Origin of the sequence: Paraburkholderia azotifigens, assembly GCF_007995085.1 — a bacterium.
In the GTDB taxonomy this organism is placed as follows: domain Bacteria; phylum Pseudomonadota; class Gammaproteobacteria; order Burkholderiales; family Burkholderiaceae; genus Paraburkholderia; species Paraburkholderia azotifigens.
In genome coordinates, this window is sequence record NZ_VOQS01000003.1 from 1375164 (window position 1) to 1397303 (window position 22140).

Sequence of the window (22140 nt, forward strand, 5' to 3'; positions counted from 1 at the left end):
TAGCACGCTGGCAACGGGCGTGAAATAACGTGTTGCCGTCTGGAGTGCGGGACCCGTGGGGGCCCGCAGGCAAATACAAGGATTGGCGGGGTGAGCGGCTTTCTTTTGCCTACTTTTCTTTGCCGCTGCAAAGAAAAGTAGGTGCCGCCCCGCACAGGGGCGACGCGTGAGGCACCGATACGAAATCGCGGATGCGACCCACGAAATCGCGGATGCCAGCGAAGAAAAAACAAAAAGCAAGGAATGGCGACTAGCGTCGCAGACAAAAAAACCTACATTGCCTTCCTGAACGGCGCCCCCGAATGCTCGCGCAGCTCATTAAACACAATCTTGGGCCAGGCCTTCTGAGCAACCTCGATCTCAGAGACATGAGAAGCGAGATAAGTCGGCGCATCAGCCGCATCATAGGCAATCCGCGGAGCGTAAGAATCGCAGAACCGCCGCAATTCAGCGGCATCATCGCAAGTGACCCACCGTGACATCCGATACCGCGCAGGCCCCATCCTCACGTCGACCTTATATTCGGTCGACAACCGATGCGACACCACTTCGAACTGCAGCTGCCCAACAGCGCCGAGAATCGTCAATCCGCCAACGACCGGCTTGAACACCTGAATCGCGCCTTCTTCGCCCAGCTGCTTCAGCGCTTCGCCGAGCTGCTTGGAACGCATCGGATCGACCACTTCGACCGTCTGGAAGATTTCCGGCGCGAAGAACGGCAGGCCGACGAATTGCAGCAGTTCGCCTTCCGTCAGCGTGTCGCCGAGGCTCAGCGTGCCGTGATTCGGGATGCCGATGATATCGCCCGCATACGCCTCGCTGACCGTCTCGCGGCGCTGCGACAGGAACGTCACCACGTTGTTCGCGCGGAACGTCTTGTTGTTGCGCGTGACCTTCAGCGCCATGCCGCGCTCGAAACGCCCCGAGCACACGCGGATGAACGCGACGCGGTCGCGGTGCGCCAGGTCCATGTTCGCCTGCACCTTGAACACGACACCCGTGAACTTCGGCTCGTCCGGCTGCACGGGACGCTGCACCGTCAGGCGCGCAGACGGCGGCGGCGCGAGATCGACGAGCGCGTCGAGAATTTCTTTCACGCCGAAGTTGTTGATCGCCGAACCGAACAGCACGGGCGACTGCTGGCCCGCGAGAAATTCGTCGCGATCGAACGTCGGCGTCGCGCCCGTGATCAGGTCGATTTCTTCCTTCGCGCGCACCCAAGCATGGCCAAAGCGGCGCTCGCCTTCCTCGTCGCCAAGCGCCTGGATCGTTTCGACCGCGCCGCCGAGCGTGTCCTGCCCCGCGCGGAACACGCGCACCTGATCGTTCTGGATGTCGTAGACGCCCTGAAAGTCCTTGCCCATGCCGATCGGCCAGGTGAACGGCACGGCCGACACGCCCAGGTGCTGCTCGATTTCGTCGAGCAGATCGAGCGGCTCGCGCACTTCGCGGTCGAGCTTGTTGATGAACGTGACGATCGGCGTCTTGCGGCTGCGGCACACTTCGAGCAGCTTGAGCGTCTGCGCTTCGACGCCGTTCGCGCCGTCGATCACCATCACGGCGGCATCGACGGCCGTCAGCACGCGGTACGTGTCTTCCGAGAAGTCCTCGTGGCCCGGCGTGTCGAGCAGATTGATCACGCAGTCGCCGTACTCGAACTGCATCACCGAACTCGCGACCGAAATGCCGCGCTGCTTTTCGATTTCCATCCAGTCGGACGTCGCGTAGCGGTTGCTCTTACGGCCCTTCACGGTACCCGCGATCTGGATCGCGCCCGAAAACAGCAGCAGCTTTTCGGTGAGCGTGGTTTTACCCGCGTCCGGGTGGGAAATGACCGCGAACGTGCGGCGGCGTTTGAGTTCGGAGACTGACATTGGCAATTGGGGTCATGGCGCACGCCCCGCGCAGCGGGCGAATGGGCGGCGAAACGGCAACCGGGCGCGGCGACATGCCTGACAGGCCCGTAAAAACCGGCGAAGCCGCGATGATACACGTGCCGGAGCAACCTATAAGTATAGCGGCCGAGTCGGGCTCGCCCGAATGAAAAAAGCCCGAAGCACCCATCGAGGGCGCTTCGGGCTTCAGCCGAAGAGACGAAACGCGACGAGCTACGCGCCGCTCGCCTGATTCAACGTCAGATGTTTCGTTTCAGGCGCCCACGCAATCGACACGATCATGCCGACCAGCAGCACGGCGGACAGCGCGAACATCGTCGAATGAAACCCGAGTTGCGCGATGCCGAGCGGCAGCAGAAACGTGCCGACAGCCGAACCCAGGCGGCTGCACGCGATCGCCAGTCCGACGCCGCATGCGCGCACTTCCGTCGGAAAACACTCGGGCGGAAACACGCCGACGAGGTTCGAGAACGCCGACATCGTCAACGTGAACACCGCGAACGCAACGATCACCCACAGCGCCGCCGATTCCGGCAGCACGGCGAGCGCGAACAGCGACATGCACGTCACCGCAAACGAGCCGATCAGGAACGCGCGGCGCGACAGCGCGATCGTCAGCCAGATGCCGAGCAGCGCGCCGACCACGAGAAAGCCGTTGAGCAGGAAGTCCGCACCCGAGCCGTTGTCGAGATGAATCGCTTTCAGGATCGACGGCAGGAACGTGTAGATCGCGAAGTACGGAATCACGAGGCACACGAAGAACGCGCAGTTGAAGACCGTGCGGCGGATCAGATCGCGCTGGAACAGCCGCGCAAAGCCGCCGTGTCCACTGTGCGCAGGGTCGTCGTGCGCGCCGTCGAGCGTCACGTTCGGGCCGAAGTACTTCAGCACGACGGCTTTTGCTTCGTCGATGCGTCCCTTGCCGTGCAGCCAGCGCGGCGACTCCGGCGTGCCGATCCGCAGGAACAGCACGGCCAGGGCCGGCACGCCCGCCGACGCCAGCAGCCAGCGCCACGCATCGGGCGAAGCGTCCGCGTAGTACAGGCCGAGCACGTTCGCGACCACATAGCCGATCGTCCAGATCACGCTGAACGACCCAAGCAGCGTGCCACGATGCTTGCGCGGCGAAAACTCCGCGAGGATCGCGTGACCGACGGCGAAATCGCCACCCATGCCGAAGCCGATCAGTACGCGCAACGCGCACAGCATTGCGGGCGACGACACATAGAACTGCGCGAACGCCGCGAGCGTGATGATCAGAAAGCTCAACAGGAAAATGCGCTGGCGGCCCGTGCGGTCCGACAGCCAGCCGAATATCAGGCTGCCGACGAAAATGCCCATCAGCGCCGAGCTGCCGATCATGCCTTGCCAGAAAGCATCGAGCGGCATCTGCTTGTTGAGCGTCGCGAGCGCATAGCCGATCGTGCCGAGCGCATAGCCTTCCGTGAAGTGCGCGCCGAACGTGAGCCCGGCGATCTTGATATGAAAGCCGTTGAGCGGAACGTCGTCGAGCGAGACGGTGTTGGCGCCGGCGCGCTGTGCGTGGGCCGGCGCGACGACGCGCGGGGATGAGGACGCGAGGCCGGACGGCCGCGCGAGCAGGTCTTGATCGCTCAAGATGTCTCCTTCGTTATGTCGCGCGTCCCGTGATGCGCGCCGGGACGCGTGCTCCCTTGCCATCCGCCGCGCGTGGCGGACGAAGCGCCGACGATCAGCGGCCGAGGCCGCCCATCATCATGTACTTCAGTTCGACGTATTCATCCATGCCGTACTTCGAGCCTTCCCGGCCGAGGCCCGACTGCTTGACGCCGCCGAACGGCGCGACTTCCGTCGAGATGATGCCTTCGTTGACGCCGACCATCCCGCTTTCCAGCGCCTCCGCGACACGCCATGCACGCCCGAGGTCGCGCGTGTAGAAGTACGCGGACAGGCCGAACGGCGTGTCGTTCGCGGCCTTGATCGCTTCGTCTTCCGTCTTGAAGCGGAAGCAGGCTGCAACGGGGCCGAAGGTTTCTTCCTCGGCGATCAGCATCGATTGCGATGCATCGGCGAGCACGGTCGGTTCGTAGAACGTGCCGCCGAGCGCGTGACGCTTGCCGCCCGTCAACGCGCGGGCGCCGTGATGCAATGCATCCGCGACATGCGCTTCGACTTTGGTCAACGCCGCTTCGTTGATCAGCGGACCTTGCTCGACTTCGCCCTTCAGCGCATCGCCGACGCGCATCTTCCTGACGGCTTCCGTCAGCGCCTGCGCAAACGCATCGTAGATGCCGTCCTGCACGTAGAAGCGGTTCACGCACACGCAGGTCTGCCCCGTGTTGCGGAACTTCGACGCCATCGCACCCTGCACGGCGGCCTCGATATCCGCGTCGTCGAACACGATGAACGGCGCGTTGCCGCCCAGTTCCAGCGACAGCTTCTTCAGCGTATCCGCCGACTGCTTCGCGAGCAGCTTGCCGACGCGCGTCGAGCCCGTGAACGACAGCTTGCGCACGACTTCCGATTCCGTCAGCACGCCGCCGATCGCCACGGCATCGCCCGACACGATGTTGAACACGCCCGCCGGAATGCCCGCGCGTTCCGCAAGCACGGCCAGCGCGAACGCGGACAGCGGCGTTTCTTCCGAAGGCTTGAGCACCATCGTGCAGCCGGCCGCGAGTGCGGGGCCGGCCTTGCGCGTGATCATCGCGAGCGGGAAATTCCACGGCGTGATCGCGGCGACCACGCCGACAGGTTCGCGCGTGACGATGATCTTCGAATCGGGCTTCGGGCTCGGAATCACGTCGCCGTAGCTGCGCTTCGCTTCTTCAGCGAACCACTCGAAGAAGCTGGCCGCGTAGCCGACTTCGCCTTTCGCTTCGGCGAGCGGCTTGCCCTGCTCGCGCGTCAGCAATTCGGCGAGGGCATCGCGATGTTCGAGCATCAGCTCGCCCCAGCGCTTCACGCGAGCGCCGCGCTCTTTCGCGGTCAGCGCGCGCCAGGCGGGGAACGCGCGCCCGGCGGCGTCGATGGCCCGCTGCGTTTCCTGCGCGCCGCCCATCGCGACGTTCGCGATCACCTCGCCCGTCGCCGGATTGCGAACCGCGTACGTATTCGCGCTGTCGCACCACTCGCCGTCGATGTAATGGCCTGTTCGGAGAAATTCGCTCATGCTGCCTTACCCAGGTTGCCCGCGTTTTCAGCGGCGAAAACGCCTTGCGCCGGACGCGCTTCGCGCGCAATGCGCTTGCCCGCCGTGTAGTCGTTGATCAGATCGCACGGCGTGTAGTTGCGCTCCAGTTCGTGCAGTTCTTCGGCTTCGAGCTTCGTGTTCAGCGCAGCGAGCGCACTGTCGAACTGCGCGGGCGAATCCGCACCGACCAGCATGCTCGCGATGCCTTCGCGCTGGAGCACCCAGGCCTGCGCAATCTGCGCCGCCGACACGCCGCGCTTCGCCGCGACGCGCGCCACCGATGCCGCAATCTCGCGCGACGCCACGTCGCCGTACATCTGCGCGGTGAAGAAGTCGGTCTGATTGCGAGTGGACTGCGCGTCGCTCGTCAGCAGGCCGCGTGCGAGCGGGCTGAACACCGACACGCCCACGCCCTGATCCTGGCAATATGGAATCATTTCGCGCTCTTCCTCGCGATACGCGAGGTTCAGCTGCAGCTGCATGTTGATCGGCTTGTGCCAGCCGTTGCGCTCGCAGACCTGCATGATCTTCGCGAACTGCCACGTATACATCGTCGACACGCCGATGTAGCGCGCCTTGCCCGCGCGCACGATGTCGTTCATCGCGCCCATGGTTTCCTCGACGGGCGTGTTCACGTCGAAGAAATGCAGCATGAAGATATCGACGTAGTCCATCTCCAGACGCTTCAGCGAGCCGTCAATGCCGTCCATGATGTGCTTGCGCGAATGGCCGCCTGCGTTCTGGTAAGCGCCCATGTCGTAGCCGACCTTGGTCGTCACGACAATCTCCTCGCGGCGCGCGAGGCGCTTCAGGATGCGGCCGACCACTTCTTCGCCGACGCCCGTCGAGTAGAAGTCGGCGAGGTCGATGAAGTTGACGCCGGCTTCGAGCGCGTGACGCACGATCGGCTCGCTTTGCGCTTCATCGAAAATCCACGGCTTCCATTGCGGCGTGCCCATGTTCATCGTGCCGAGGCACAGACGCGAAACCTTCAGGCCCGACTGGCCGAGGCGAACATATTCCATGATGTCTCCAGATCTCTGTGTGCGGCTCGGTGCGGTTCAGCGCTTCGGCGTATAGAACGGGTTCGATACTTCGCGCGCGGCGGCGAACACTTCTTCCTTGTGCGGCAGGCCCTTCATTGCCGCAAGAATCGCGTTCTTGCACGCGCGGTAGTTGTTCTCGAAGACGGCGTCGAGGTCGTCGGTCTTCGGGTTGACCCAGTTCGCCGACACGACGACCCAGTCGTTTTCCGCTTCGGGCGGCAACGTGCCGTTTTCGAGCGACTCGGCGACCGCCTTCGCGATGCCTGCCTGCGATGCGCCCCACGTCGCGTTGCCGTGGAAGTCGCCTTCGATCTGCGCCTTGTTCACGTAAAGCGTCAGCGGCTTGGTCGGCACGCCCGGACGCGCGATCACGACGAACGGTGCGTGGCCCGCGGACGGCGTCGACAGTGCCGTGGCGAACGCCTGGCCAGCGGGGCCGTTGCGCGGGCCGACCAGCACGTTGATATGCGCGAGGTTGACGCCGGGGCCTTCGAAGCCTTCGCCGATAAACAGGTTCTTTTCAGTTGCGCTCATGTCAGGTTCCATCGGGTTCGAGTTGGATGCGCTGATTGTGCTGGCCGAAAAGCGGGACGATGAAACGATGTTTTGTGATCCGGGGTATGAGGCGCACTCAACTCCGGGTTTCCACCGAGTTATCGCTGACGGACGCACGAACGTTGAGGTGAGAGTTTTCGGGAGGGGGAATGACGGTCACGCGAGACGCCGCTTTTCGAGGGCGCGCTGTTCGCAAGACATGGGCTCAAAACGCGTTTAGCCGTACGCGCGAAAGCACGTTGCGGCCTCATATCGAAGCCCGCAAACCCTTGTCACATAAGGATCGCGAGTGGACATCCACAGACGGGAGAAAGCGCTCGCCGTTGCATCGCAGGACGATTCGCGAGCAGGAAGCGGCGAACCCGTCGTAACGCTGTGACAGGTCAGCGCCAGGAAAAGGTGAGAGTTTTCGGGATTCCCGCAACGGTGCGCTTACGGAGTGCGGAATGACTCACTATGCGAACTCACGGGACAAGCGGAAACAGGAAGAAGCGCAAACGCGCCCATCGCTGATCGACGGGCGCAGGCAGCCGGCTTCATTCTTCGATCAGAAACTTCTCGCGATTCTTACCCGCAAGCCAGCCCGGCGCGCGGCCACGTCCGCTCCAGGTTTCGCCCGTCTTCGGGTTGCGGTATTTCGGCGGCAGCGCGGGCTTGCGCGGCGCGCGCGCTTTGCTCGTGAATCCGAGCTCTTCGGCCGTGATGCCGTAATCGGCGATCTTCTGCTTGATGTCAGCGATCGCCTGTGTCACCTCCTGTTCACGTGCCTGTTCCATCTCTTTCTGGAGCTTTTCGAGCTGGGCGGTCAGCTGTCTGTATGTGGCCATCTGGCGAGGTCTCCTTGGAAGGCTGTACGGCAAACTGAGACCGTATCAGACCTATAAAGTGTCGTGTAGCAGTACCGTGCTGTCAAAGGTTCACGAACACTGCGCTTCGTCAATCAAAGGGTGGTCAATCGTCGATCGCGTCGTAAAGACGGCGCTCGAAATCGACGGCCATGTCGAACGGCTCGACGGATCTCCGCTGGATCAGTATCTGTCCGATCAGGTTTTCGACGGGATCGGCGAACCAGCTCGTGCCGAAGGCGCCTGGCCATCCGAACGATCCCACCGACCGGTAGCCGAGCGGCAATTGCTGCGCGGGATCGTCGACGATGGAAAGCCCCAGGCCGAAGCCCTGGCCCGACCATTGCACGTGGCCGATCGACGGCATGCGCCGCTGGTCGCGCGCGAGAAAGTTGCTGCGCATCAGGTCGACGGAACGATGCGACAGCAGACGCACGTCGCCGACACGGCCGCGCCCGAGCAGCAGCCGCGCGAACTGGAGATAATCCTCCGCCGTCGACACGAGCCCGCCGCCGCCGCTCTGAAAGCGCTTCGGGTTGGCCCAGCGGCTCGCGGGCGGACGGTCTTCGATCACGCGCCGGCGTGTGTCGGGATCGATCGCATAGGCGGTGGCGAGGCGAGGAAGCTGCGCATCGGGTACGACGAACGCCGTGTCGCGCATGCCGAGCGGCTCGAAAATGCGCGTGCGGAAAAAGTCGCCGAGCGGGAGGCCGCTGATCCGATGGATGAGCATGCCAAGCACGTCGGTTGCGATGCCGTAGTGCCAGCGCGAACCGGGATGGAACATCAGCGGCAGCGTGGCGATGCGAGCAAGCCATGCGTCGGGCTTGTCGGCCGATTCGAAGCCGTTGAACACCGACGCATACGCACCCGCAAGCGGGCCCGTCGATGTGAAGTGATACGCGAAGCCCGCACGGTGCGTGAGCAGATCGAGCACGGTGATGGGCGTGCGCGCCGGCTCGGTGTTCTCGAGCGAACCGGACGGATCGCGCAATACGCGCGGCGCGGAAAGCTCCGGCAACCATTGCTCGACGGGCGCATCGAGCGTGAGCCGGTCTTCTTCGGCGAGCATCATGATCGCGGCGCTCGTCACGGGCTTCGTCATCGACGCGATCCGGAACAGCGTGTCGCGCTGCATCGGCAGACGCTCGCCTTCATCGCGCCAGCCGCGCGCGTCGAACAACCCAATCCCGCCGTTGCGCCATGCGAGCGTGACGACGCCGGCCACTTCGCCGCGATCGATGTAGCCCTGCATCGCATCGGTCAATCGTGTGAGGCGCGCGGCCGAGAATCCTGCTCTATGCATAGACCATCCCTGTGGGCAAGGCGGGCGCGCGCCTGGCGGCGGCGCTCAACGCTTGTAGCGAACTTCGAGCGCATGCAGCGCGTCGCTGAGCTTCTGGACGCGCCTGATCTGCGACGGCACGAGCGCAGCAAGCGAGACCGAGTCGATGCGGCCGCGCCAGTATGACAGCGGAATGCCGTCGGCAGCAGAGATGCGCGAGATGACGTGTTCCAGATGTTCGATGTCTTTCTCGATCTGCTCGTGGTTCATTGCCTGTCGTCCCTCGCAAGGCGTCATCCGTTAGCACGAAGTGTGCCGCAGGAATCGACTGCCGCTCTCTCAATGTCGTTGTGTGCTGCACGCTTCCCGAAAGCGAATGAAGTCTCGCATTTGCTCGTCTGGACAATCTATACGAGGATATCGACGCGTTCCGTTGGGCGCCGCACGGAAGCGACTCGCGCGATGCGTCAGCGCAGCGCTCTTACGACGTGCGGCGCAACCGGCAGGAGCGGTTATTCAATGACACGGAGAAATCGGCAGACGTATGAACCGATCTGCGCGAATGCTGCAATGAAAGCGGACGTTCAGGTCGATGTGTTTGCATCGACCTCGACATGCAGCGTGGGATTTATCGAAGCGACGTGCGGTGCTTCGGAGCGTTGCCGGCCGCGAACGCGGTCCGGCATGGCGAATGCCGTGGGCGCGGTGCCGCTTATTTTCCGCGGCAGGCGTACAGGAGGCCGCGCACGCCGTTTTCGGTGGTCGTGCGCATCGTGTCGAACGCGCCGCCGCACATTGCCTGCGCCTGCTGCTCGCAGTTGTCCGAGCCCGACGGGCATTGCACCAGCGTCGTGGGCCGGCCGTCCGACGAGAAGAGCGGCGGCGCGCTGCTGCACGCGGCGAGCGCACCCGTCATCGCGAGAACGGCGGCGAGCGAGGCGCCGCGAACCCAGTGCGTAACGTGTGCGGCGGATGTTTGACTGCGTTTCATGGAAATCCCCGTTGGCCTTTGTTTTTTCGACGAACGCGATTGTGCCACGCCCGCCTTGCGTTGCGTTTATCGCGTGGTATCGCGTTATTTAGGCTGCCTGTCGGGTTCCGCAAGCGTCTTGTAGGGCATCGGTCCATGTGTGCTCGAACCGATGCGCACGAACACCTGCTCGACGTCGGGAATGGCTTCGAGTTGCTGCTGCAACGCGTGCCTGTCGAACGACGCGTTCGCGCAGCCTTCCGCATAGACGAAGCGGCGCTGCACCGTGATCCACACGCTCGTGCCGTCGAATGCATGCGGGTCAGTGAAGCGCGCACGAATCGCGTTGGCGATATCCGCGTCGTACATATACGAGTTCGGTTTCGTGCATTTGTGCGCGAGCCAGCAGGTCGTGCCGCGCTCCGCGCGATAGTGCGCGTCGTCTTCCATCTGCGCGCGGGTCATCAGCGGACCGAGCGGGACGGGACAATCGGCGAGTGCGTGCGAGAGCGTGAAAAACGGATCGCTGTACCAGTTGCGCCGTTCGTTCGGCCCAGCCACCGACGACGCCTCTTGCGCATGCAGCGTGATGCAAGCTGCGCTTGCAATGAACAGCACGATCGCATTGATCCAGCGTGTCATGGCCGCGTCTCCTTCGGGTTCGCTCGCCGATCGTACTGCTCCGCGGCGCGCGCGGCGAGCGCAGCGCCTCCCATGCCGCACGGCGGTCACACGTCGATACCGTACGCGGCGATCTTCTTGTAGAGCGTCGCACGTCCCATGCCGATGCGCGCCGCCGCTTCCGTGACGCGTCCATCGCACGCGCGCAGCGCGTCGTCGATAAAGCGCTTTTCGAATGCGGCCATCGCGTCCGCCCACTGCTGCGGCTGCGTTTGCGTCGATGTTTTGGCCGCCGCGTGCTGCACGGGCGGGGGCGCTTCGAATACGGCCTGACCGCGCCCGGGTCCAATGAACGGCGCGAGCGCGCGCGCATCGATGCGCTCGCTGTCCGACAGCATCACCGCGCGCTCCAGCGTGTTGTGCAGTTCGCGCACATTGCCGGGCCAGCCGTACGAGCACAGCAGGCGCAGCGCGTCATCCTGGAGTTCGAAATGAGCGCCGCGCACCTGCGTCGACAGATCCTCGAGGATCGTATAGGCCAGCGCTTCGATGTCCGATTGCCGTTCGCGCAGCGGCGGTGCGTGGATGGTCAGCACGTTCAGCCGATAGAACAGGTCGGGACGGAAGCGCCCTTCGGCGACGAGCGCGGGCAAATCCGCCGAGGTCGCCGCGATGATCCGCACGTCGGCGCGCACGATGCGGTTCGAGCCGAGCGGCTCGAATTCGCGATCCTGCAACACGCGCAACAGCTTGCCTTGCAGCGGCAACGGCATGTCGCCGATCTCGTCGAGAAAGAGCGTGCCGCCGTCCGCGAGTTCGAACTTGCCGACCCGGCCCTTGCGGTCCGCGCCCGTATAGGCGCCCGCCGCCGCGCCGAAGAATTCGACTTCGAGCAGCGTGTCGGGAATCGCGGCGACGTTCACGGTAACGAGCGGTTTGGTTGAGCGCGCGGACGCGCCGTGGATCGCATGCGCGAGCAGTTCCTTCCCCGTGCCCGTCTCGCCGAGCAGCAGCACGGGCGAATCGACTTGCGACGCGCGCCGCGCCTGGCGCTTCACCTCGAGGCTCGCCGCGCTCGTGCCGACGAAGCTCGCGAACGTGTACTTCGCGCGGCGCGCCTGCGCGAGCGACTGGCGCGTCGCGATGAGTTCCTGCTGCACGCGCGAGTAGTGCGAGAAAAGCGGCGTGAGCGCCTTCATTTCGTCGAACAGCGCGAAGCCGACGGCGCCGACCGTCTTGCCTGCGTCGTCTTTCAACGGCAGACGCGTGACGACGAGCGGCTCGCGATCGGTTTCGAGTACGTCGAGCAGGATCGGCTTGCCCGTCATCACGACTTCGCGCATCAGGCTGTTCGGGATCACCGCTTCGCAGTCGCGGCCGATCGCCTGCTGCGGATCGGAAAAGCCGAAGCGGGCCGCGTAGCGCTTGTTGATCCACACGACGCGCGCGTCGGCGTCGACGATAAAGGTGCCTTCGCTGAAGTTTTCGAATGTGCGGAAAAGCGAGTCCATCGCGCGGCGCAGGACGTCGCTGTAGGTCGCGGGCAGGCCCGACCAGTCGTTCATATTGACGCTGTCTCCTGTCGACGGGAGTTGGCGCTTTAGCGCTTACTCCCGTCCCATGCGGTGTCGGCCCGAGTTGGCGCTTTAGCGCTTACTCAGGTCCCACTCGCGGTCGACGGGAGTTGGCGCTTTAGCGCTTACTCCCGTCCCATGCGGTGTCGGTCCGAGTTGGCGCTTTAGCGCTTACTCGGGTCCCACTCGCGATTATCGTTTCGATGCTTATTGTCTCAATTCGTGGACAGATTATCTCACGGACGAGACCTGCAACAAGCCCGTCAAATGGGTTATGCTTCGCCGCATCGAGTTCGACGGACACAAATTTGTCTCGATTCTGAGACTATTCTGTACTGTCGTTCGAATCGAAGCGTGACGTCCCTGCTGCTCAGGCCGGAGAAACCCGCGCGACGGCCATGGCACGGAACCTGCATCAACGGACGCCGGTCGCCGCGGCCCGCTCGCGCGCGTCAACGTAGAACAACCAAGTATTGGAGACTCAATTGGCTTTTGTCATCGTCCTCGCCGCCCTGGCGTTCCTGATGTTCGCCGCCTATCGCGGCTACAGCGTGATTCTCGTCGCGCCGATCGCCGCGCTCGGTGCGGTGCTGCTGGTCGATCCCGCTGCCGTCGCGCCCGTCTTTTCGGGCATCTTCATGGAGAAGATGGTCGTCTTCGTGAAGCTTTACTTCCCTGTGTTCCTGCTCGGCGCCGTGTTCGGCAAGGTGATCGAACTGTCGGGCTTCGCCGCATCGATCGTGCATTCGGCGATCCGCTATATCGGCCGCGCGCGCGCGAACGCGGTGATCGTCGCCGTGTGCGCGCTGCTGACGTACGGCGGCGTGTCGCTGTTCGTGGTGGTGTTCGCGGTATATCCGTTCGCGGCCGAGCTGTATCGCCAGAGCAATATTCCGAAGCGCCTGATGCCGGGCGCGATCGCGCTGGGCGCGTTCTCCTTCACGATGGATTCGCTGCCGGGCACGCCGCAGATCCAGAACATCATTCCGTCCACGTTCTTCAAGACGACGGCTTGGGCCGCGCCGGGTCTGGGTATCGCCGGTTCGCTGTTCATCATCGTCGTCGGTCTGACGTTCCTCGAATGGCGCCGCCGCTCGGCGATGGCGAAGGGCGAAGGCTACGGCACGTCGCTCATCAACGAACCGGAAACCGTCGAAACCGACAAGCTGCCGCATCCCCTGCTCGCAATCGCGCCGCTGCTTCTGGTCGGCGTTGCAAACTTCGTGCTGACGCGCATGATTCCCGACTGGTACGGCGCGAGCTACACCGTCTCGCCTGACGTGCTGCCCGGCAACCACGGCGCGCCCGTGACGGCGACGGTCAAGGCTGTCGTCGCGATCTGGTCGGTGGAAGGCGCGTTGCTGCTGGGCATTCTGCTCGTCGTCCTGACCGCCTTCGGTCGCGTGAAGGAGCGTTTTGCGTCGGGCACGAAGGCGGCTGTCGGCGGCGCGCTGCTCGCTTCGCTGAACACCGCTTCGGAATACGGCTTCGGCGGCGTGATCGCGGCGTTGCCCGGCTTCATCGTCGTGAGCGATGCGCTCAAGAGCATTCCGAATCCGCTCGTGAACGCGGCTGTGTCGGTGAGTTCGCTTGCGGGTATCACGGGTTCCGCGTCGGGCGGCATGAGCATCGCGCTCGCGGCGATGTCGGATCTGTTCATCAAGGGCGCGGAATCTGCGCACATTCCGATGGAAGTGCTGCATCGCGTGGTTGCGATGGCGAGCGGCGGCATGGATACGCTGCCCCACAACGGCGCCGTGATCACGCTGCTGGCCGTGACGGGTCTGACGCACCGCGAGTCGTATCGCGACATCTTCGCGGTGACGATCATCAAGACGCTGGCCGTGTTCTTCGTGATCGGACTGTACTACGCGACGGGCCTGGTTTAAGCCGTCGTTCTCAAACAAAAAGGGGCGCAGCGCGCCCCTTTTTTTGTTCCGCAAGATCCCCTTCAACTGCGCATTCAGCTTGACGTGTAGGCAACGTACGGGCCGACGACACCTGCCGCCGCCGACATACCTGAAATGCCGCAGTACATATGACGGCCGTAGAAGTACGGCATGCCGATGTCGAGCGCGTTGAACATCGCTACGCCGAGATTGTTGAACGCATAGTTGCCTGAGTTGAGCAGCGTCACGCCGTTGCTGACGTTGAACTGGATGGTCGCTTTCGCCGAACTGGCCGCCGTGAAGACTGCCGTCAGGCCCGTCGGCGCGGCCGGCGTATAGAACCCGTTCGATGCCTTGCTCAACGTCGTGCTCTGGAAGTACAAGCCGCTAGAGCCCGAGTCGAAGAATGCCGTCTTCGAGTACGAGCGTCCTTCGAAGACCGCGTCCATATCGCCCCAGATGTTGGTCGGCAAGATCGTCGCGCCCGTTCCGCCCAGCGCATTGTTCGACTGCGTGTCGATGCCGAACACGAGCGTACCCGTGCCCTTCGCGGCACCCGTATCGGGCACTTGCCACATCTCGACGATCACGCCGTTGTTGTCGACCGGGAACTTCCTGACGGGGTTGGTCACCTGATCCGTCACCGCCACCTGCGCGACCGAGCAGGTCGTGCTCGGGCACAGGTAGTAAGCGCCCGCGACGATAGAGTTCTGGCAGTCCACGCCGCAATCGTTCGGCGACGTGCCGATGCCAAGTATGCCGTTCGCGCCGAGCGTCGAGGGCGTCGACATGTCGTCGCCCGTCAGACACCCGTTTGTGCCCGTGGGAATGGTCGCTGCCAGCGTAGGATCGGCAATCACCTGGATCGGCAGGGTCGACGCAAGTTCGCCCGACATGACCAGATCCGCCTTCTGAACCGTGCCCCACGTGTTGCCCGAGCCGAACGACACGCACTCGGCAACCGGCTGACCGCCCTGCGTCTCCCGCGTCAATGCGGCAGACGTGTTGCCCGGAATGACTGACGCAAACAGGCGCAAACCGAACGATTCGGTATCGACGAGCACGTTGTCGATAGTCGAGCAGGTCGTTCCGACGCCGCCCGAGCCCGGTCCACACACCTTCACGCTCACCATCGGGAAGTTGCGCACGCTGCTGAACGACGACACGGTGATCGGCACGGTATTCGGCGATCCCGATGCTACGGGCGTTGCCGTCGCGTCGGCGAAGGCGGTGCTGACGGCGGGCGTCGTGGTCGCCGAACTGGTCGACGCATTCGACGAACCGCCGCCTCCGCCACATCCAGCGAGCGCCACACAGAGGCCACTGATGGCAAGAATCCACTTCAATGCACGCATTTCTGGTCTCCTCGCCTTACTGGATGTCATCGCTGCTCATGCCTGCGGGAAGACCCGTCGGCAACCACGCACGTCCGACGTACGAGCCCATGTGGCCGCCCGTCTGAACCACGACATCCGAACGCTGCACCGTCGCGGGCCCGAATGCGCTGCCCTGTTGCGCATGCTGCTGATTCACAGTCTCGAGGTAGCCCGCGAAGTAGCTGCCGAGCAGCGCGCTGAGATCGGGCATGTGCGGACCGTGCCACGACACGGCAAAGACGGTCCCCGATTGCCCCACGTATTCGCGGACCAGTGTGCCGTCGGCCAGCGTCGCTTCGTTGACGGTGTAGGGCACGGCCGTCGCGCTCATGCGCATGACGGCCTGGGTTGCGCTGGCCCTGACTGTCGCGGTATAGGTGGGAGACGTTCCAAGCGCCGCGTTGGCGGAAAGGCAATTGGCGCATGCAACTGCTGCCAACAGGCATTGCAGACGAAACTTCATTAAAGTCCTCGGTTTATATTTTCTTTGATCGAAGCCAATCCCCGTTCACCCGTAATAATCGGGGCGATTTGACTTTTTGCTTCCTTTCGGAAGGTACGGCCTTGCTCCCATTTCCATGCATGCCTTTCGCATTTATTCGAAGCGAACTACATGCAAGCATGCCGGGGAACAATTCCGGTTAACGGAATGACCGCTTCAAACTGAAGAGAAATAGGAGAAAAACAAATTGCGTCGGCGGCACGCGCACGCCCGGCTCAAGGCGCGCTTTCAATGCGAAAGCAAACCGCAATAACAAGAAAGATCAAATCAATCTTTGATCGGAGAGATGTAGCGGTACGTGAAGAAGTTCATCCGCTTTTCGAAGGTGCAAAAGAAATGTTCGAGCACGGCGCATAAACAACAACGGCGCGCTGCCCTGGAGCAAGCGCGCCGCTTTATTTGTTCTTGTTAGAGAGCCTGAACGGACGGACCATCGTACTTCGCGGAATCGACGACGATGTTTCCCCGATCATGTTCGGCCGTCGCGTTGCGAGTCAGGTCGGCGCCAACATCGCGCGCGCCCGAAGAGGCCGATACAGATTCCGTCATGGTGTCCAGGGAAGGCGTGAGATAAATAACGACAGATCGCACATAAACTCCGATTGGCACCAAGCCGCTATTTTAACGCATGCAGCAGGGCCGTCTCCGTTTGCGCGACGAGCAAGCCAACGAAAACAACGCGCCGCGGCGAACGGCGCGCCGTCTCGTGCATCGACACATCAGCGAAACATCGCGACGCTAGTGCCGCATCGACTCCGGCAGCGACATCATCAAGGCCATTACATCCATGTCCTCGTCGAGTTCAGGCCAGATCAGTTGCTGCTTGTCGAGCGAAATGGCGAAGTGCTCGCGCTCCGACTCGGTCGCGGCGGCGAGCGTGGGAAACCAGTTGAGTGGAAATTCGACGGCGCGGCCGTCTGACAGATCGAGAAACAGGTGTGCACTATCGAAATGCACATCGACGGCATCGGCACGCATGATCGCCTCCCGCAGGGGTCCAATCAAACGATAGGCGTGCCAGCTGCGTGCTTCAAGCGCAATGCACGGGGCCCGAACAGAAAACCGTGGGCAGCGGATGCGTTACAGCTCGGGCCGCGCGAGATCGTGTTCGACGATATGCTCGCCGTACACCTGCGCCGCTGCGAGCGCTTCTTCCCTGGTTGGGTACGGACCGAGATCGGGCGCGCCGTCGAACGGAAAGAGCAGGCGCCCGTCCGTCTTGCGCACGACGCGCAGCACGCCGAAAAAGCGCCGGTAGCCCGCGAGCTTCGAGCCCGCGCTCACTTCGAAATCGCCCTCGCTCTTGCCGGGCACACTGGGAATGAACCTGCTCATGATGACTTCTTGAATGCGTGAAATGGCGTGAGGAAACCGCTATTTTCGCACGCTCATTGTGTGCGCTTCATGTCGAAGCACACCGGGCGCATTCAACGGTGCGTGGATGCGTCGCCCGGCCGTTCGTTGATGTACGTTGCGACGTCGCGCCGTTCGAGCGCGTCGCCGAGTTTCATCCGCAGGAAGCTGCTTGTCGTGTAGCGCGTCACGCCTGAATAGAACTGGTTGACGAGCTTCGTCACCATCGCCGAATACATATCGATCAATTCCGGGTTGATCGAAAAATTGTCGTAGTTGACGATCGCTTGCGGTTTGATCCGCACGCCCGACAAACGCGATTCGACCTCTTGCCAGATGGTGTCGATCTGTTCCTGCGTCGTAACCTGAAAGCCTTCGAAGTTGACGAAGAACATGTTCTTCTCGGCGTCGTAATTGAAGCGCTCTTCCAGCGGCAAGCACAGGAGCAACGTGCGCAAACCCATCGGCGCCGCGCGGAAAATGCGTTCGTCCATCAGTCGCGGCGGCTGATCGATGATCGGCGTGAAGCCCATTTGCGCGACGATATCGTTCTGCACGTCGACGCCGGGCGCCACTTCCGTCAGTTCGAGTCCGCGCGGCGTAAGCGCGAACACGCAGCGCTCGGTGATGTACAGCACGTGCTGTCCGCGCCGCGCCGCGTATTCGCCACTGAACGTGCGATGCTCGACTTCGTCGACGAACTTCTGGCACGCCCCTTCGCGATTGATCTTCAGGCGCCCGTCTTCGATCGAAACATCGAGATTGCCTGCGTTGAACGTGCCGACGAACACCACGCGCTTCGCGCTCTGGCTGATGTTGATGAAGCCGCCCGCGCCTGCGAGCTTCGGCCCGAATTTGCTGACGTTCAGATTGCCCTGACGATCGGCCTGCGCGAGGCCGAGAAACGCGACGTCGAGCCCGCCGCCGTCGTAAAAGTCGAACTGATACGGCTGATCGATGATGGCCTGCGTATTGGTAGCCGCACCGAAGTTCAGCCCGCCCGCAGGAATGCCGCCGATCACGCCCGGCTCCGTCGTCATCGTGAAGAGATCGATCACGCCCTCTTCGTTCGCGACATTCGCAATGCCTTCGGGCATGCCGATGCCCAGATTCACGACGCTGTTCGCCATCAGTTCCATCGCCGCGCGCCGCGCGATCACCTTGCGCTCAGTCAGCTCCATTGGCGGCACCGAATTGGCGGGCACGCGCAGCTCGCCCGCAAACGCGGCCGAATACGGTTCGGCGAATGTCTGCCAGTGATGCTCGGGCCGCGCGACCACGACGCAATCGACCATGATGCCTGGTATCTTCACGTCGCGCGGATTGAGCGTGTACGTATCGGCGAGCCGTTCGACCTGCACGATCACGACACCGCCCGAATTGCGCGCCGCCATCGCAATCGCGAGCGCTTCGAGCGTGAGCGCCTCGCGCTCCATCGTGACGTTGCCGTTCGCATCGGCCGTCGTGCCGCGAATGATCGCGACGTCGATCGGAAAGGTCTTGTAGAACAGATGCTCGCCGCCGTCGATTTCCATCAGCCTGACGAGATCTTCCGTCGTGCGGCTATTCAGCTTGCCACCACCGTGCCGCGGATCGACGAACGTGCCTAGGCCGATCGTCGACAGATGCCCCGGTTTGCCCGCAGCGATATCGCGGAACAGATGCGAGATCACGCCTTGCGGCAGGTTATAGGCCTCGATGCGCCCGTCGATGGCGAGTTGCTGCAGCTTCGGCACCAACCCCCAATGTCCGCCGATCACGCGGCGCACGAGCCCTTCATGCGCGAGATGGTTCAGCCCTTTCGATTTGCCGTCGCCCTGCCCCGCCGCGTAGACGAGCGTGAGATCGAGATGCGCGTTCGATGCATCGGGCGTCCCCAGCGCGCCCGGGCCGCCCGAGGTCGCCGCGTTCGCATCGAAGAAACGTTCCTCCAGCGCGATCGCTACCTCTTCGGCAAAGCCGACGCCGACGAAACCGCCCGTCGCAATCGTGTCGCCCGCGCGTATCAGCTCGACTGCGGCGCGCGCGCTCACGACCTTGTTGCGCCCGACCTTGCGCTCGGTAATAGGGAACGGGTATTGGAATACGGCGCGCATGGTGTCTCCTGGTTGCTGCCCGTCCGAGCGTCATCGCGCTATGGGTTGCGACGCGCAAGGTGCAACCCGCAACGGCCTGTGCGGTTTTTTGCGGTGCCTGAACACGCAATTTAGCAAGCCGCGAAAGCGGCGTCAGCATTTATTGGCGATCAGCATGGACGCAATCCAATTCGTCGAACCGGCGGTCGTTTAACAATGCGCCCTTATTTTCCTGCTGCATTTTGCATGCAATAGCGAAAGCTTAGGTAAGCAAAGCTTTTTCCATCGCGCTTCGAATATTTGTTAAAACGATGCGGCGCGCATTCGTATAACCCATTCCGCATGCGCGCCGTTGCGCGGACAACGACGAGATGGTTCGACCTGATGAAAACAGGCACAATCGCTCGGGCTAAACAAAAATCGCGGCGCGCCGTAAACGCAGAGAGCAGCGCCGTCCGCATGCGCAGCAATAATTACCGCCGAAGCGGCTGGCCACCATGAAAGGCAATACTTTTCCCCATCCAATGCGCGCACGATGCACGGCGCGCTTGAGCGTGCTCATGCCATCGGCAGACGCCGCACTGTATCGGCATATCCATCGCGCAGCGTTGCGCGCGAACTGAGGCGAGTCCGCGTATGCCGACGAGCCTTCCTTTGAAATGGCGCCGCGCACTGCGCCGCCGCGCCGCGAATTCATCGCAGCAAGACCAGCATTTTCTTTCGCTTCTGCTCGACGCATGGTCGAGCCGCCGCCCTGTCGGACCCGTCGGCTTCGCGATCAGCGTCGCCACGGGGATCGGCACGGGCACGGCGGGCATCGCGCTGCAAATGGCGTTGCGCGGCGCTGTCAGCGCGCCGTTCAGCGCGCAGGTGGCAATCGGCGCGACGGTGGGCGCGATTGCGATGATCGCGACACGTCAGCGACTCGCCGCGCAGAAAGCACGCCATGCCGCGGCGATGGCGCTCGCCAGTTCGTTCCTCGACGCGAGCCGCGATTGCCTCAAGCTGCTCGACCTGCAAGGTCACATGCTGCGCATCAACGACTATGGCGCGACGCTGATGGAAGCGTCGTCGCCCGTGCAGCTCGCGGGCGCGGACTGGCTGAGTTTCTGGAAAGACGGCGACCACGATGCCGCGATGACGGCATTCGCGAGCGCGTTAAACGGCACGCCCGCGTCGTTTCGCGGCAGCTGCACGACGACGACGGGCCAGCCGAAGTGGTGGGATTCGCAGCTGATTCCCGTGAAGGATCATGGCGGCAAGGTTGTCGCCGTGATCTGCGCATCGCTCGATATCTCGAACCAGACGCAGCTGCTTCAACAATTGCGCGCGAAAAGCGAGCTGATGTCGGAGATGGAAGCGCACGTGCAGCTCGTGTTCTTCTCGTACAGCGCGAATTTCGAGTACTTCCATTACATCACGGCCGGTTCGTCGAATGTGTTCGGCATCGAGCCGGAAGAATTCATGCGCGACCCGAATGCCTGGCGCGAACTCGTGGTGCCGGAGGACCGCGCCACGCTGCAGGCCGAAATGGCGCGCATCGTGGCCGAATCGACGGAAGGCCGCGTGCAGTACCGCATCCGCAAGGCCGACGGCTCGGTGCGCTGGCTGCGCAGCACGGGCTACCCGGTGATCGGCGACGACGGCGACGTGCTGCGCATCGTCGGAATCACGGAGGACGTGACGGTCGAGCAGGAGCGCATCGCGGAACTCGACCGGCTCGCGTACACCGATTCGCTCACGGGTCTCGCGAACCGCGCCGCGCTGCTGCGCGAGATCGAAAACCGCTGTGCGGCGGGCAAGCCGTTCGGCCTGATGTTCGTCGATCTCGACCGCTTCAAGGTGCTCAACGATACGCTCGGCCATCTCGCAGCGGACCATCTGCTGCGCCATGTCAGCGGCATCATCCGCCGATCGCTGCCCGACGACGCGTATGTCGCGCGGCTGGGCGGCGACGAGTTCGCGGTGCTGATCGGCAGCGTCGTCGATCAGCCGGGGCTCGAAGCGCTGGCGAAGGCGCTGCTCGGCGGACTGTCGGAGAATCGCCTGGAAAATCGCGCGGGCGCGTTCATCACGGCGTCGATCGGCATTTCGATGTATCCGGAGCACGGCAGCGGCCACGACGCGCTGCTGTCGAGCGCCGACGTCGCGATGTACGCGGCGAAGAAGACGGGCCGCAACGGCTATCAGTTCGCGGGCAAGGAAGCGGCGCGGACCATTGGCGACTTCGAGCTCGAACGCGACGTGCCCGAAGCGCTCGCGACGAACCAGTTCTTCCTGCACTTCCAGACCATTCACGAGCCGCATTCGCTCGCGGTGCACAGCGCCGAAGCGCTGATCCGCTGGCAGCATCCCGTGCGCGGTCTGATTTCGCCCGGCGATTTCATTCCGCTGCTCGAAGAAACGGGCTTCGTCGAAGACGTCGGCGTGTGGGTGCTCGACCACGCGCTGCGCCAGCTCGCCGCATGGCGGCAGGCGGGCGCGATGAATCTGGGTGTGTCGGTGAACGTGTCGGCGCGGCAGCTGGGCAGCGAGCGGATCGTGCGCGAGGTGGACCGCGCGCTCAAGCAATACGGCATTCCGCCCGGCAAGCTCGAAATCGAACTGACGGAAACCGCGCTGATGAAGAATCCGAAGCAGGCGCAGAAGTCGATCGTCGAGCTGAAGCGGCTCGGCGTGCGCATCGCGATCGACGATTTCGGCACGGGCTACTCGAGCCTGATGTATCTCGCCGATTTCGAGCCGCACACGCTGAAGATCGACCGGCATTTCACGTCGAAGATCGAACACGATCCGACGACGCAAACTATCGTCGAGGGCATCATCGGGCTCGCGCGCAAGCTGGGCATCAAGGTGATCGCTGAAGGCGTCGAGGAGACGGCGCAACTCGACATCCTGCGTCAGGTGAACTGCGACTACGTGCAGGGCTACCTGCTCAGCCAGCCGCAGGCGCCCGAAGGACTGATGACGCAGTCGTAACGG

18 protein-coding genes are annotated in these 22140 nt (G+C 63.2%); 2 read left to right on the plus strand and 16 right to left on the minus strand.

Features of this window, described 5'->3' with window-relative positions:
* Positions 1-272 precede the first annotated feature (272 nt).
* The 11 genes from FRZ40_RS23465 to FRZ40_RS23515 all read right to left on the minus strand — a co-directional run bounded on the left by FRZ40_RS23465 (position 273) and on the right by FRZ40_RS23515 (position 11954).
* Entirely contained in the window at positions 273-1874 is a 1602-nt protein-coding gene (locus FRZ40_RS23465) for a peptide chain release factor 3 (protein WP_028369614.1), read from the minus strand.
* Between the two features lie 234 nt (positions 1875-2108).
* Positions 2109-3512, minus strand: coding sequence for an MFS transporter (locus tag FRZ40_RS23470; RefSeq protein WP_147235753.1), 1404 nt, complete (start codon positions 3510-3512; stop codon positions 2109-2111).
* 94 nt (positions 3513-3606) lie between these two features.
* Positions 3607-5046 (minus strand): NAD-dependent succinate-semialdehyde dehydrogenase, encoded by a 1440-nt coding sequence (locus tag FRZ40_RS23475; RefSeq protein ID WP_147235754.1) that lies wholly within the window; start codon positions 5044-5046, stop codon positions 3607-3609.
* On the minus strand, positions 5043-6092 hold the full coding sequence (locus FRZ40_RS23480) for an aldo/keto reductase (RefSeq protein ID WP_147235755.1): 1050 nt from the start codon (positions 6090-6092) through the stop codon (positions 5043-5045). Before FRZ40_RS23480 ends, FRZ40_RS23475 begins: the two co-directional genes overlap by 4 nt.
* A gap of 36 nt (positions 6093-6128) precedes the next feature.
* A complete protein-coding gene (fae, locus tag FRZ40_RS23485) occupies positions 6129-6647 on the minus strand; it encodes a formaldehyde-activating enzyme (protein WP_147235756.1) in 519 nt (172 codons plus the stop codon).
* Positions 6648-7204: 557 nt separating this feature from the next.
* The gene (locus FRZ40_RS23490; protein WP_028369609.1) at positions 7205-7495 is read right to left on the minus strand and encodes an H-NS histone family protein; all 291 of its coding nucleotides are present in this window, start codon (positions 7493-7495) and stop codon (positions 7205-7207) included.
* Positions 7496-7619: 124 nt separating this feature from the next.
* The gene (locus tag FRZ40_RS23495) at positions 7620-8819 is read right to left on the minus strand and encodes a serine hydrolase domain-containing protein (protein WP_147235757.1); all 1200 of its coding nucleotides are present in this window, start codon (positions 8817-8819) and stop codon (positions 7620-7622) included.
* Between the two features lie 45 nt (positions 8820-8864).
* Complete coding sequence (locus FRZ40_RS23500; RefSeq protein ID WP_028369607.1) at positions 8865-9068, minus strand: hypothetical protein; 204 nt, start codon at positions 9066-9068, stop codon at positions 8865-8867.
* A gap of 442 nt (positions 9069-9510) precedes the next feature.
* The gene (locus tag FRZ40_RS23505; RefSeq protein WP_147235758.1) at positions 9511-9789 is read right to left on the minus strand and encodes a hypothetical protein; all 279 of its coding nucleotides are present in this window, start codon (positions 9787-9789) and stop codon (positions 9511-9513) included.
* Positions 9790-9873: 84 nt separating this feature from the next.
* Positions 9874-10410, minus strand: coding sequence for a BON domain-containing protein (locus tag FRZ40_RS23510; RefSeq protein ID WP_147235759.1), 537 nt, complete (start codon positions 10408-10410; stop codon positions 9874-9876).
* Positions 10411-10496: 86 nt separating this feature from the next.
* On the minus strand, positions 10497-11954 hold the full coding sequence (locus FRZ40_RS23515) for a sigma-54 interaction domain-containing protein (RefSeq protein WP_028369604.1): 1458 nt from the start codon (positions 11952-11954) through the stop codon (positions 10497-10499).
* Between the two features lie 494 nt (positions 11955-12448).
* Here FRZ40_RS23515 and FRZ40_RS23520 point away from each other — a divergent pair, with 494 nt between their 5' ends.
* Positions 12449-13852, plus strand: a complete 1404-nt coding sequence (locus FRZ40_RS23520) for a GntP family permease (protein WP_147235760.1) — start codon at positions 12449-12451, stop codon at positions 13850-13852.
* 74 nt (positions 13853-13926) lie between these two features.
* Here FRZ40_RS23520 and FRZ40_RS23525 read toward each other — a convergent pair whose 3' ends face one another.
* The 5 genes from FRZ40_RS23525 to FRZ40_RS23545 all read right to left on the minus strand — a co-directional run bounded on the left by FRZ40_RS23525 (position 13927) and on the right by FRZ40_RS23545 (position 19179).
* Positions 13927-15207 (minus strand): DUF3443 domain-containing protein, encoded by a 1281-nt coding sequence (locus FRZ40_RS23525; RefSeq protein WP_147235761.1) that lies wholly within the window; start codon positions 15205-15207, stop codon positions 13927-13929.
* A gap of 16 nt (positions 15208-15223) precedes the next feature.
* Positions 15224-15691 (minus strand): DUF2844 domain-containing protein, encoded by a 468-nt coding sequence (locus FRZ40_RS23530; protein WP_028369601.1) that lies wholly within the window; start codon positions 15689-15691, stop codon positions 15224-15226.
* A 777-nt stretch (positions 15692-16468) separates the two neighbouring features.
* A complete protein-coding gene (locus tag FRZ40_RS23535; RefSeq protein ID WP_028369600.1) occupies positions 16469-16708 on the minus strand; it encodes a DUF2442 domain-containing protein in 240 nt (79 codons plus the stop codon).
* Positions 16709-16810: 102 nt separating this feature from the next.
* Positions 16811-17065, minus strand: a complete 255-nt coding sequence (locus tag FRZ40_RS23540; protein ID WP_028369599.1) for a DUF6723 family protein — start codon at positions 17063-17065, stop codon at positions 16811-16813.
* Between the two features lie 92 nt (positions 17066-17157).
* Complete coding sequence (locus FRZ40_RS23545; protein WP_147235762.1) at positions 17158-19179, minus strand: acyl CoA:acetate/3-ketoacid CoA transferase; 2022 nt, start codon at positions 19177-19179, stop codon at positions 17158-17160.
* Between the two features lie 633 nt (positions 19180-19812).
* On the opposite strand from FRZ40_RS23545, the gene FRZ40_RS23550 reads away from it, so the two are divergent.
* A complete protein-coding gene (locus FRZ40_RS23550; RefSeq protein ID WP_240057259.1) occupies positions 19813-22137 on the plus strand; it encodes a putative bifunctional diguanylate cyclase/phosphodiesterase in 2325 nt (774 codons plus the stop codon).
* Positions 22138-22140: the final 3 nt, after the last annotated feature.